The sequence below is a fragment of the Microvirga sp. 2TAF3 genome (genome assembly GCF_052114965.1).
Taxonomy (GTDB): domain Bacteria; phylum Pseudomonadota; class Alphaproteobacteria; order Rhizobiales; family Beijerinckiaceae; genus Microvirga.
Genome location: NZ_JBFRFT010000015.1, coordinates 75,651 through 88,118, shown reverse-complemented (window position 1 = coordinate 88,118; position 12,468 = coordinate 75,651). Strand labels below are relative to the sequence as shown.

Sequence of the window (12,468 nt, the reverse complement as noted above, 5' to 3'; positions counted from 1 at the left end):
ACCTCAATAGAGGACATCCGGCCAAAAGGTCCCCGCATCGAGAACCTTGGCCTCGCCGACGAGCTTATGTCCCCCCACTTCAACCAGAATAGCATAAAGATCGCTCGCCGCCTGCTGCTCCACAGGGGTCCAGTGTTCCGGAATGCCAGCACGAAATCCTGCTTGAAGTGCGGTCAGCACGGCCGGACTATCGGTGCCGATCTGCGGAGCCAAACGAGCCCATTCCTCCTTCGACAAGGCAAGCAGAGCCTTGGCGTCCTTGGACGCGACGATGAAGCGCTTGAGAAGAGTGCCCTCGTTCTGAGCCCACTCCTCGCGAAACGCATAGCCGAGCATGGGCACGTCCTGTTCGATGCCCAGGCGGCGGATCATCTCCGCGACCGTCAGTAGCGGCTTGGCCCCGTCGGCTTCGAGACGGGCAGCATAGTGCCAATAGGTGAGGACGGCATCGATGCGCCCGCGCGTCAACTCCTCGCCCAGGAGCGGCGGGGCACCGAAAACGAGCCCGGCCTCCTCCTCCAAGTTGATACCGAGCTCCTTCTGAGCATAGGCCCGGAGGAGCAGCCAGCTCTTGTCGAGAGGGCCACCGGCAACCCCGATCCGCTTCCCGCGAAGGTCTGCAAGACTTCGGACGCTCGAACCACCCGGGATCATGAGCGTACCTACTGCCTTTGAGTAAGGCACGAAGCTGAATGCCTGTCCTTCGCTACGCTGTCGCGCCACCCACGGCCAGTCGGTGACGATGATATCTACCGTGCCTGCCAGAAGCGCCACTTTGGCGGCCTCGTTGGAGGCAAACTCGACAGGAACGACTGTGATATCCTGCCTTCGGTCCAATCCCTGATACCGGATGGTATCGATCTCCCAAGCGACGGTTCCGAATCTGAGCAGACCGACCTTGATTTGATGATGTTCCTGAGCCTCCGCTGGGATGACAATAGTCAGGCCTAGGATCAACCATAAGATCCTGAGAAACATGGTCATATCCTTATCGACGGCGGGAACAAACAGCTAGTTTCTCCTATTCGGCTGCACGGCACCAGTGCGCTCGGTACGCACCGTCTCTGAGCCCATTGCGTTCACTGAGCCCTCCTGCGCCTCCACCTCTCGCCTGAATGCCTCGAAATTCATTTGGCATGCCCCCTTAATGAAGCGTGTAAAGATATGCGGCGATGTCCCGTGCCTGCTGGTCCTGCAACCCCATGTTCGGCATGGCGTTGCCGGGGACGATGGCCTGAGGATCGCGCAGCCAGGTGATCATATTGTCCGGTGTATTGCGCAGGAGACCCGCGACATAGATGCGGCGCCCCATCTGGGTGAGCGGTGGGCCGACCAGGCCGTTCGCGCCGGTGATCCCCGGGATCGTATGGCAGGAACCGCAGCCGGTCTGAGCGATCATGACAGCACCGCGGCCAGGGTCGCCGCCGAAGCTTGTCGGCACGGGTGTGACATTGCCCGGGGATTGCGCGCCCGTTACTTCCTCGCAGCCCGCTACGACGAGAAGCAGAACCAGGGTAGAGCTCAGGGCGGCATATTTCTGCAAACTTGCGCCTGCCCGCCTTTCGGAAGCGCGCAGCCACAGCACGAACAGGATCGCGATGGCTGCCATGTAGACGAAGCCCGCCGGAATCCACATGATGAGCCCAGCAAGGTGCTGATCCTCCAGGAGCGTCAGCCCCCAATGCGCCGCGCCTTCTGCGTGGTCCGGATAGAAGGCGCGCGAAGTCAGCACCATCAGGGCACCCGGCAGAGCGCTCAGGATCGCCGCTGTCGCCACGAAGAGCAGCGTCGCGCCATAATCGAGTCGGCGCCGCGCGCCGGGCTCGATCACCACCGACCAGAACGCAAAGGCGCTGATGAAGAAGCAGAGATGCTCCACGATATGGACGGGCTCGTGCGCCAGCGCCCACGCATAGGGCCGTGGCAGATGCCAGAAGGCGAACAAGCCGCAGAAGGCCAGCCAAACGGACAACGGTGCGGTCAGAACCCGGAAGAAGCCTCCCAGCCGGCCGCCTGCCCAGAGCCGCCCGATCGACTTGCGCACACCGCGCGGCAGGGCCCAGAGGAAGACGATCAGTGGCCGCGCCCATACGAAGAGCGGCGCGGCGACCAACATCAGCACCAGATGCTGGACCATGTGACCGGAGAAAAGTTCGGCCCCAAGGACATCGAGGGGAGACAACAGCGCGAGAACGAGCGAGGCGATCCCAGCCGAGAAAGAGATGATCTCGACGCGACCGACGATGCTCCGCCCGCTCCCTCGAATGCGCATGCGCCGCAAGCCGATGCAGTAGAGTGAAGCCGCAAGCGTGAGCGAGACGATAACCCAGCCCTCGAAGTTCCAATGAAGCTCCCCTGCTTCACCCGCATGCGCCGACGCGGGTCCGACGGCCGCGATGGACCCCATGACAAGTGCCGAGAATCTCAACTTCCACATAGCGGCACCGCAAAGACGGCGATCGTATCGAAAACGATCGCGATGGCGAACCACACACCGGACCAGATGCCCCAGACAGCCAGAAACCGCGTTCTCCCCTCGCCCGCCTCGAGCAGCCGGTCGTGACCGCCGGAAGCTTCCTGGCTGATGCGGCTCCAATTCCTGTAGGAGATTGCGGTTCCGATGCAGGCGACTGCCAGCGCAGCGATGTTGACCGCCACCAGAGTCGGCATGACCCAGCCCCATCCGGGAATGACCTGGGCGTAGAGGTAATCGCGCGGGAAGCAGGCGTGGCTCGCCAGACCGAAATTGACAAGAAGCTGAATACTCCACGCTACTGGCGGGGCGAGCAACCCAGTCCAGAGCAGGCCCATGCCGACGCTCCCGCCGTGGGGAGCCGGATGTTCGATCCCATAGCCTCTCATGATGGAGTCCGCCATGGCTCACCCCAGATAAGGCGTGATGTAGAGGCTGAAGAACACCGTCAGCCACACCACGTCGACAAAATGCCAATAGATCGCTCCGATCGAAACCGGCGCATTGCGCTCGGCATCGAAGTAGCGCATGAGCGACCAGACGAGCAGAACCAGCAGCATCACGAGCCCGGCGACCACATGCGCCATGTGGAACCCCGTGACAGTGAAATAGAGCGAGCCGTAGGCGCTCGATGCGTAGGTGAACGGCTTGTCCTTCCACTCGAAGAGCTGGATCGTCACGAACACGCAGCCGAGAATGAAGCCGCCGAGGAGGCCGAGCACGAGCTGCCCCCATGCGCCACGCTTGGCGCCGCGCTCCGCCCACCACACGACGACGCTGCTGACGATCAGGATGATCGTGTTGGGAAGCGACAGGCGGAATTTGGGTAGCTCGCTCGGCAGCCATTCGCGCCCGTACTGCACGGCAAAGTAATAGTAGCTGAACAGCAGATACGAGAACAGCGAGCCCTCGGTGAGGATGATGGTAAGCATGCCCCACCAGCCCGAGGCCTTGTGGCCGATGCTGCCGACCGGCAGCGGACGGGGGCGCACGGCGGCTCCGGACCTTGGAACATCGGCCATGGGAATATCGCTCATCGGTTCCACCTCGCCGACTGACCGAGTTTCGGCTCGGGCCACAGCCATACCAACAGGCCCATGAACATGAGCCAGGCGCAGATGCCTGAGAAAACCCACCAATGCAGCAGAAGCCCGGCGAAGCCCGCGGTCATCACGATGGTCACCGCGAGCGGACTGTAGGAATCCTCAGGCAATTTCAGGATCGCGTCCGGCTCGGCGTCAAGGGAGGTGGTCGCGAGCATCTCCTTGCCGTCGTCGAGCACAAGGCCGCGATGAACGGAGGAATGTCCCATGCCCTCCTTGAGCCTGTCCTCCCAGAGCGGATGGCGGCTCGCTACGGCCGGGATCACGGCAAAGTTATAGGGCGGCGGTGGAGATGGCGTCACCCATTCGAGCGTCGGGCCGTCCCACGGATTAGGGCCTGCGACGGCGCCGTTCCGCACGCTCACGAAGATGTTGACCAGGACCAGCAGGATCCCGGTGGCCAGGATGAAGGCGCCGATGGAGGTCACCAGGTTCACTGTGTCCCAGCCCATGCCCTCTTGATAAGTATAGATGCGCCGCGGCATCCCGGCGAGCCCGGTCCAGTGCATGGGCAGAAACGCCAGGTTGAAGCCGGACAGGATGATCCAGAAGCTCCATTTGCCGAGACGCTCGCTCAGCATGCGCCCGGTCATCTTCGGGAACCAGACGAAGAGCCCGCCGATCACCGGAAACAGATTGATGCCGATGAGCACGTAGTGAATGTGCGCTACCACGAAATAGGTATCGGTGAGCTGGCGGTCCGCCGCAACCGAGGCCGTCATCACACCCGACACGCCGCCGATAACGAACATGGAGATGAAGCCGGCGAAGAACAGGAACGCCGTGGTGATGACGGGACGACCCGTCCAGATGGTGGCCACCCACGCGAAGACAGCAACCGCGCTCGGGATCGTGATCACGAAGGATGCGCCGCTGAAGAAGGACAGCGCAATGAAAGGAATGCCCGTCGCGAACATGTGGTGCAGCCATACGCCGAAGCCCATCACCATGGTGGCGACCGTGCCGAGCACGACCACGGTATAGCCGACCAGCGGGCGACGGCAGAAGATCGGCAGTGCATCCGACACGATCCCCATGGCCGGCAGCACGATGATGTAGACCCACGGGTGCGCGAAGATCCAGAACAGGTGCTGCCACAGCAGCGGCTGGCCGCGCGCGGTGGTGTCGAAGAAGTGCGTGCCGAACTGCCGGTCGGCCCAGAGCATGAAGCAGGCGAGCGTCACGGCCGGCATGGACAGGAGGATGCCCACCGATGTGGTCGTCGTACCCCAGGTCAGGATCGGCAGACGGTTGATCGACATGCCGGGGGCGCGGGTGCGCAGGACCGTGACGAGGAAGTTGATGGCGCCCGCTGTGGTCGAGATCCCGAGCAGGATCATGCCGAGAGCATAGAAATCCATGTTGGGCCCAGGATTGTAAGTCTTGAGCGAATACGGCGGATAGTTGAACCAGCCGTCATTCGGCGCGGCCGCCACCAGGAAGCTCGTATACATGAACAGGCCTGCGGCAAGGTAAGCCCAGTAGGAGAAGGCGTTGAGCCGCGGGAAGGCGAGATCGCGGGTGCCGAGCAGCAGCGGGAACAGAAAGGCGCTGAAGCCGGTCAGGACCGGCTGAGCGTACAGGAAGATCATCGTGATGCCGTGCATCGAGAAGAGCTGATTGTATTGCTCCGGCGTCAGCACATGCAGGTTCGGCCGCGCGAGCTGAACCCGCATGACGAGCGCCTCGATGCCGCCCAGGATCAGAAACGCGAAGGCGGTCGCGATATAGCGGATGCCGAGTTCCTTGTGATCGACCGTGGACAGCCAGCCGCCGAGACCGGGCTTCGTCTCCCATGTCCTCTCCAGTTCGGAAGCGACCGGCGAGGCATAATCCGCCTTCTCGAGAGTGGGAGCCCGTTCGTATGTTCCGACGGCCACGATGCGTCTCCTCACTTCTGCGCTTCGAGATAGGTGCGGATGCCTGCCAGCTCAGGTCCCGACAAATCGAGGTTCGGCATCAGGTTGCCTGGCTTGACGGTCTGCGGGTTAGCGATCCAGCCCGACAGATAGGCCACGTTGTTCGGCAGCGTTCCGGCAGCGATGGATTGGCGCCCCATGAGATGCGAGAGGTTGGGGCCGAGCCGCCCGCCGGCCCGTGTGCCGCGGATGGCATGGCAGGCGCCGCAGCGAAGCACGAACAGGTTCTCGCCCTCAGGCCCCTGTGCCGCCGCAGCGGGCTGGAGCTGCCGATCCCACCACGCTTGGAAATCGGCCGGCTGGTCGGCCACAACCACGAGGCCCATATGCGCGTGTTGCTGACCGCAATATTCCGAGCACTGGCCGCGATAGATCCCGGGGCTGCTCGCCTCGAGCCAATTTGAGTTGATCTGGTTGGGAATGAGGTCGATCTTGTCGCCGAGCGCCGGGATCCAGAACGAGTGGATGACGTCGACCGTCGAGACCCGGAACTCCACCGGCTGGCCCACCGGAATGTGGATCTCGTTGGCGGTCTCGAAGATGCGCGACGAATCCTGGCTCATGTAGCGCACCTCCCACCACCATTGGTGCCCCCTCACCTCGATGGTGAGCGCAGGATCGCGCTGTGGGCGGTCGATGGCCGCCATGGTGTAGCCGTTCCAGACCATGGATCCGATCAGCGCGACGGTGGAGACGCCAACGCCGATATAGATCCATGACAACCCGCTGCCGGTCTCCTCGACCGGCTGGCGGTCGGGTCCCGTCGCGGGCTGACGCGAGCGGCGCAGGATGATGCCGACGAGCACGAGCAGGCTGACGATCACCACGACCACGATCGCCTGGATCAACAGGGCCCAGGTGAGGGTCGTGATCTGCTGACCCTTGAAGCCGCCGAAGGTGCGCAGATAGGTCATCGGCACATCGGCCCGCGCGGCAGCGGGAAACAGCAGGGCGGGCGCAAGGCTCGCAACCCGCCGACCCGCCGCCCGGGGGAATTCACTTCGCGCGGTTGGGCTTCTGGCCATGGCTGAACGCCTCGGTTTGCCCCCAGGGATCTGGGGTGCTCACGTATTCCGCCGGCACCTGCTCGATCTGCGGCATCTGGGCCGAGACGGTCTTGCCCCATTGCTGGGAAGGCTCCCGGCTGATGCTGCGGACATAGGCCACGAGATCCCAGATGGCAGGCTCGGGCAGCATCCCGCCCCAAGCCGGCATGCCGCGCGGACGCCCCTGGTAGATCGTCAGGTAGATCTGCGCCGGCTCCGAGCCGTAGATGAAAGCGCTGTTGCTCAACGACGGCCCCATGCCGCCCGAGCCGTTGGGCGCATGACAGCCGACGCAGTTGAAGGCTTGGAAGTACTGCATGCCGCGCTGGGCCGCCTCCCGGCTGTCGCCCACAGGGCTTTCAAGGCTGGGCTTGACCGGCACGTTCCCCGGGAAGAGGCGCGAGACCGGCGTGCCGAGGAGTTTCGCCGCACCGCTCGCCCCAGTGTAGGATTGCGTCGGCACGCCCATGCCGAGCGTGCCCTGGCCCTGCTGAGGAGATGACGGCTGAGGGGGCTTCGGTTCGGGGGCCTCAGCCGGATTGGGTTCAGTCGGCAGCCCGACCGCAGGTGGGGGTGCCTGCGGGGGGGGAGGCGTCGGCTGCTGGGCCCAAACGCTCGCGGACCATAAGGCCAGCCCTACGATAGCCAAAGGGAGTGCTCGTACGATCCCTCCCATTTGGGGGTGTCTCTTTATCAATGGGCTGACCATCCCGACCTCCCTAAAAACGGCCATCACTGCGCGGGCCCATTTTGGGGCATGGGGACTGCTGGCGCCGGCGAAGGAGCAGGAGTCGCAGGAGCGGGGCTGTCCGGCGCGGGAACCCCGGTCGGCTGTCCACCGGGGGAACTGCCGCCTGAAGCGTCCGCACCGCTTTTCGGCGGTAGCGCGAAGACGAGCAGGGAGCTCCCGCCGACTGTATGGGCGGGAAGATCCTGCATGGCGCCCACGAAGCCGAGCGCTCCGTTCCTCACCCTTGGATCGATCTCTGCATTTGCGACGACGCCGGGCCATCCGCCGACACCGGACATGATCGCCACGTACTGCACGCCGTCGTTGCCCATATAGGTGACGGGCTGGCCGATGAAGCCGGAGCCGGCACGGAACTGCCAGAGCACCTTGCCGCTCTTGGCGTCCACCGCCTTGAACCACCGGTCCATGGTTCCGTAGAAGGCGATGTCGCCCGCCGTCACCAGTGCTCCGCTCCAGACCGGAAACTTTTCCGTGATGGCCCAGACCTTGGTCTTCTTGACCGGATCCCATGCCATGAACTCGCCGCGATGACCGCCCGGCCCGGCATACATGTCCACCGTCGCGCCCACATAGGGCGTACCTGCGATGTAACCAGCCTCGCCCGTCTTGAAGGTTGCGCACAGGTGCTGATGCGGCACGTACAGAAGTTTCGTGCGCGGCGACCAGGCGCTCGGCTGCCAGTCCTTCGCGCCGGGCGGCGCGGGGCAGACATCCTCGACAATCTTTCCGAGGGTCGGCTCCTTCTCGTGGTTCGGCTCGAGACGCCCAGTCTTCATGTCGACGCCCTTGTAGACCGTCACCGTGTCGTAAGGCTCCGCTGAGATCACCTCGCCGTTCGTCCGATCCAGCACGAACATGTAGCCGGTCCGGCCGGGATGGATCAGCGTCTTGCGCATTTTGCCGTCGATCTCGAGGTCGATGAGAACAGCCTCATTGACGCTGTCATGGTCCCAGAGATCGTGAGGGGCGGTCTGGTAGGCCCATTTCGCGGCTCCCGTGTCGACATCGCGCGCGAACACGGTCGCGGCCCAGAGATTGTCGCCGGGCCGCTGATTGGAATTCCACGGGCCTGGATTGCCCGTTCCGTAATAGACAAGGTTGAGCTCGGGATCGTAGGACAGCCATCCCCAGACGGTTGCCCCGCCCGTCTTCCACCCATCGGTCGGCCAGGTCTTCACGCCGAGGTCCTTGCCCTTCATCCAGTCGTAATGTGGCTGGAAGTCGGGGCCGATCAGCACCTCCGAATCTGGACCCGTCCCATAAGCACGCCAGACGACCTTTCCGGTGTTCTCGTCGAGGGCTGTCAACCAGCCGCGAACGCCCATCTCGCCGCCGCTGTTGCCGACCAGAACCTTTCCCTTGGCCACGAGCGGGGCCATCGTTACCGTCTCGCCGAGATTGATGTCTCCGAGCGTGGCCACCCACAACTCCTTTCCGGTCGCCGCATCAAGGGCGACGGTGTGGAGGTCGAGGGTGTTGAGGAAGATCTTGCCATTGTCGTAGGCGAGGCCGCGATTGACGACGTCGCAGCAGGCGACGCCCTGCGCCGCGAGATTCGGCTTCGGGGCATACCACCATTTCAGCTCGCCGGTCGTAGCATCAAGGGCGAAGACGCGGTTCGGATAAGGACCCGCATAGGGTGCCACCACATACATCGTGCCGTCGACGACGAGCGGAGCGGCTTCCTGCCCACGGTCGGCGCCGACCGAGAAGGTCCAGGCGAGCCTAAGTTGTCCAACGTTGCCGGTGTTAATCTGGTCGAGGCTGCTGAACCGGTGTGCGGCGTAGTTCTTCATCGCCATCGGCCACTGCCGATCATCCTGGGACAGGGATTGGAGATCGGCCGAGACGCCTGGGCCTCCGGGCTGGGGCTGTGCCAGGGGCGATCCCCCGGGCAGAGCAGTCCCTGCCAGAATGAGAAGCAGGGCACCCAAAGTATCTATGAGGCTGCACCGGACCTGATGCTGGGGCATGGACATGAGCGCAACCTCAACGGCTGATCGAAATGATGCAGAAAGAGCCGCACTACCCGGGGTGCCTGGAACGCGCAGGACCTTCCTGGCGGCAATCTTGATGCTCCCCTCTGCCCAATCTCTACGCGGCTACGGTGTTCCTCAGGCCTGCGAAAAGGCCTTGTCCGCTGGCGTACCGACTCTTTTGCCCTAGTATCTTGCCAAGAGCTCAGAAGGCTCGGAGGCCGCATGGGAGAACCCGCTGCAAAACAGTTTCCTGAAGCCCTGAGGCCTGGGCTGCTTCCCCCGCGGAACCGCCTGCTCCGGTCCCTTCCTACCGAAGTCTTGGAGCTTGTCGGGCCCGAGCTAAAGCCAGTGGAGTTGAAGAATCGGCAAATCCTCCATCATTCGGGGACGCCGATGGAGTACGTCTATTTCATTGAAGAAGGCCTCGTCTCGGTCTCGGCTAAGGCAGCGCCTGACAAGTGGGTTGAGGTCTGGCTGATCGGCTCGGAAGGGATGACGGGTCTTCCTATCCTGCTCCAGGACACGGACGCCCCTCCCCTGCGCCGAACCGTGCTTGTGGGCGGTTACGCCTATCGGATGACACGGACGGCATTTCGGAACCTCGTCGACGCGAGCGCCCCACTCGCCCGGATCATGCTCCGCTATACCGAATTCATTCTGCTTCAGGCCAGCCAAGCCCATGTGTGCGATGCGCAACATTCGCTGAGACAACGGCTTGGGCGCTGGTTACTTCTCGCACGGGACGGGCTTGAGCGGGACGAGCTCCCTCTGACCCACCAGACGCTCGGACGCTTGCTGGGCGTACGGCGGGCCAGTGTGACAGAGTGCCTGCAAGTTCTCGAGAAGGAGACCGTGCTCCAGCACGACCGGGGGCTTGTCCGGATCGACGCCCCCAACCAGCTACAGGCTCTATCCTGCCGCTGCTACAGCCTGATCAGCAGCGAGTACCGTCGGCTCGTGCGCTAGCGCGGCATGCCATCCATCGAGACCCTAGGAGGGTACGCATCATGAGACACTGGGTGTATGGGATGACAGCGGGCGTTTACATCGCCACTTCGCTGTTCCTGACCGTGCCTACCCAGCCACTCGCGGCCTCAGCGGATCGCCCCGCAGTTGTCGGCGTGATCGAGCAGGACTTCAACGGGTTCTTCCTCGTCGTGACGAACGGCGATGGACATTACGACATCTTCCAGAAGCTCGATGACGGGCTTGGTGTCGCCGAGACCGCCAATGTGGTCTGCATGCCGCGCGACATGTGCTTCCTTGAAGTCGCCCACATGCCGCCGAGTGCTATCACTGCCTATGGTGAGGCAGGACACACGATCGGCGGGCTTCGAAAGCTCCTTACGGCCATCAAGGATTCCTATGCGCTTATGCATACCGCAGGCTCGGAGAAGCGACAGGCGGGGATCGATGCTTGGCACAAGGCCATCGGCGAACTCACGACCTGTTTTGAAAACCGTGACGTTTGTCAATGATCGTCTGGTTTGGTTCCACGTGACGAGGCCCCCGAAGGGTTAGGCAAGAAGCTCTGGGAAAGGGCGTGATAGATCGGCTCCGTGCCAATGAAGCGTGACGCGCCGTAGCCGAGGAGCGCGGTCGCCATGAGCGGAATCGCCATGGCGTGATTGTCGGTCATCTCCATCACGATCACGAAGGATGTGATTGGCGCCTGCACCACGCCGGCGAAATAACCGACCATGCCGAGAAGCACCAAGGTGCCGACCGGCACCCCAGGAAGCAGGTCCGAGAGGTTTGCCCCGATGCCGGCCCCGACCGCGAGCGAGGGTGCAAAGATCCCACCGGGAATGCCGCTGATCGAGGACAGGATTGTGGCGCCCATCTTCAGAAGCCCGAAGCTGGCTGGCACGTCAGATGCCCCCGCCAGCAATTGCCGCGCCTCATGATAGCCGGTGCCGTAGATGGTGTTCCCGGAGGCGAGGCCGAGAAGCGCGATGAGAAACCCGCAGCACGCGGCGAAGGCGACGGGATAGCCCCTGGAGAGGGACTGTACGCGTCCCTTGCTCCGGGCGGCTGCAACCACGATACGGCTGAACACGCCGCCCAGCAGTCCGCCGCCGAGGCCGCAAAGTGGAACCGCGAGCCAATCCTTGAGCGAGACGATAGTCGCGCCACTGTAGCCGAAATAGGTATAGTTCCCGAGCAGAGCCAGCGACGCCATACCGGCGATGATCACAGTGGTCAGGACGAGACCGCTGGTCTTCTGCTCGAACGAGCGGCTCATTTCTTCAATGGCGAACACGATCCCGGCCAGCGGGGTGTTGAAGGCAGCCGCCACGCCGGCGGCGCTGCCGGCCAGGATGACGCCCTGGTAGTGCCGGCCCGACGCTCGTCCGGCAGCATGGAGAATGGAGGCTCCGACCTGCACGGTCGGCCCTTCGCGCCCGACCGACGCGCCGCAGAGCAGGCCGAATAGCGTGAGCAGCACCTTGCCGAGGGCGATGCGGACGGAAACGAGGCGCTGGCGGGCCGCATCGTCCGTGAGGTGCCGGGCCGCGATGGTTTGCGGGATACCGCTGCCCTGCGAGCCGGGAAAGAAGCGCCGGGCGACAGCGACTGACAGGGCGAAGCCGGCGGGAGTGAGCAGAAGCGGCCCATAGGGAGATGCCGCAACCAGCAACCGGAACCCGGCCTGTGCCTCATCCGCCAGCATCGCGAACAGGGCCGCAATCACCCCAACAGTCGCGCCGCCGCTCCAGAACACTAGCCGGCTCCGCCAGTGCGGCAGGGAGCGCCAAACGCGGACGTGGTGAGGAGGAAGGATCGCCACGATGACCTCAGGACATAGAGTACGGCTCCAACTGAGCCTAACGGGTTTCAGCCAAGGGTATACTCGTCCGGGCTTGTGCCGGACATGCATAGCGTCAAGTTCTCTCCCCTTGTGACGATGGTTGGACCACGCTGGAGGGCCAACGATGATCTGACCAGGTCCACCTTGGCTATAGACGGCGAAATCGGGAGAGCGACAGTCATGGTCAGCGTATAGGCAGGATCCTCGTCGGATTTACTGGCCGCTTGGCCGATGAGGTGGTCGGAATCATAGCGTTCCGGCCACTGATCGTGTCGTTGTGGATGGCGCCCACTCCCGAGATGGTCCTCTTCGGGTGCGGCAGCGTACCAAGGCATGACACTACTGAGACAACTCGGAACAACTCCGCTGTGCTGAGATTAACGTC

The 12,468-nt window shown here is 63.4% G+C and carries 11 protein-coding genes; 2 read left to right on the top strand and 9 right to left on the bottom strand.

Annotated elements, in window-relative coordinates:
• Positions 1-3: 3 nt before the first annotated feature.
• The 8 genes from AB4Y97_RS15230 to AB4Y97_RS15195 form a co-directional block, all read right to left on the bottom strand.
• Positions 4-978 carry an ABC transporter substrate-binding protein gene (locus AB4Y97_RS15230; RefSeq protein ID WP_441999891.1) on the bottom strand — a complete coding sequence of 325 codons (975 nt, stop codon included), beginning with the start codon at positions 976-978 and terminating at the stop codon, positions 4-6.
• A 166-nt stretch (positions 979-1,144) separates the two neighbouring features.
• Entirely contained in the window at positions 1,145-2,437 is a 1,293-nt protein-coding gene (locus AB4Y97_RS15225) for a cytochrome c oxidase assembly protein (protein WP_441999890.1), read from the bottom strand.
• Complete coding sequence (locus AB4Y97_RS15220) at positions 2,425-2,877, bottom strand: hypothetical protein (RefSeq protein WP_441999889.1); 453 nt, start codon at positions 2,875-2,877, stop codon at positions 2,425-2,427. The genes AB4Y97_RS15225 and AB4Y97_RS15220 overlap by 13 nt, the downstream gene beginning before the upstream one ends.
• 3 nt (positions 2,878-2,880) lie before the next feature.
• The gene (locus tag AB4Y97_RS15215) at positions 2,881-3,510 is read right to left on the bottom strand and encodes a cytochrome c oxidase subunit 3 (protein WP_441999888.1); all 630 of its coding nucleotides are present in this window, start codon (positions 3,508-3,510) and stop codon (positions 2,881-2,883) included.
• Positions 3,507-5,456 (bottom strand): cytochrome c oxidase subunit I, encoded by a 1,950-nt coding sequence (ctaD, locus tag AB4Y97_RS15210; protein WP_441999887.1) that lies wholly within the window; start codon positions 5,454-5,456, stop codon positions 3,507-3,509. The genes AB4Y97_RS15215 and ctaD overlap by 4 nt, the downstream gene beginning before the upstream one ends.
• Positions 5,457-5,467: 11 nt before the next feature.
• Complete coding sequence (gene coxB / locus AB4Y97_RS15205; protein ID WP_441999886.1) at positions 5,468-6,520, bottom strand: cytochrome c oxidase subunit II; 1,053 nt, start codon at positions 6,518-6,520, stop codon at positions 5,468-5,470.
• Positions 6,492-7,010, bottom strand: coding sequence for a c-type cytochrome (locus AB4Y97_RS15200; protein WP_441999885.1), 519 nt, complete (start codon positions 7,008-7,010; stop codon positions 6,492-6,494). The genes coxB and AB4Y97_RS15200 overlap by 29 nt, the downstream gene beginning before the upstream one ends.
• 263 nt (positions 7,011-7,273) lie before the next feature.
• Complete coding sequence (locus AB4Y97_RS15195; RefSeq protein ID WP_441999884.1) at positions 7,274-9,271, bottom strand: PQQ-dependent dehydrogenase, methanol/ethanol family; 1,998 nt, start codon at positions 9,269-9,271, stop codon at positions 7,274-7,276.
• A 393-nt stretch (positions 9,272-9,664) separates the two neighbouring features.
• On the opposite strand from AB4Y97_RS15195, the gene AB4Y97_RS15190 reads away from it, so the two are divergent.
• The gene (locus AB4Y97_RS15190) at positions 9,665-10,237 is read left to right on the top strand and encodes a Crp/Fnr family transcriptional regulator (RefSeq protein ID WP_441999883.1); all 573 of its coding nucleotides are present in this window, start codon (positions 9,665-9,667) and stop codon (positions 10,235-10,237) included.
• 41 nt (positions 10,238-10,278) lie between these two features.
• On the top strand, positions 10,279-10,749 hold the full coding sequence (locus tag AB4Y97_RS15185) for a hypothetical protein (RefSeq protein ID WP_441999882.1): 471 nt from the start codon (positions 10,279-10,281) through the stop codon (positions 10,747-10,749).
• Here AB4Y97_RS15185 and AB4Y97_RS15180 read toward each other — a convergent pair.
• Positions 10,743-12,062 (bottom strand): chloride channel protein, encoded by a 1,320-nt coding sequence (locus tag AB4Y97_RS15180; RefSeq protein WP_441999881.1) that lies wholly within the window; start codon positions 12,060-12,062, stop codon positions 10,743-10,745. The genes AB4Y97_RS15185 and AB4Y97_RS15180 overlap by 7 nt on opposite strands.
• Positions 12,063-12,468: the final 406 nt, after the last annotated feature.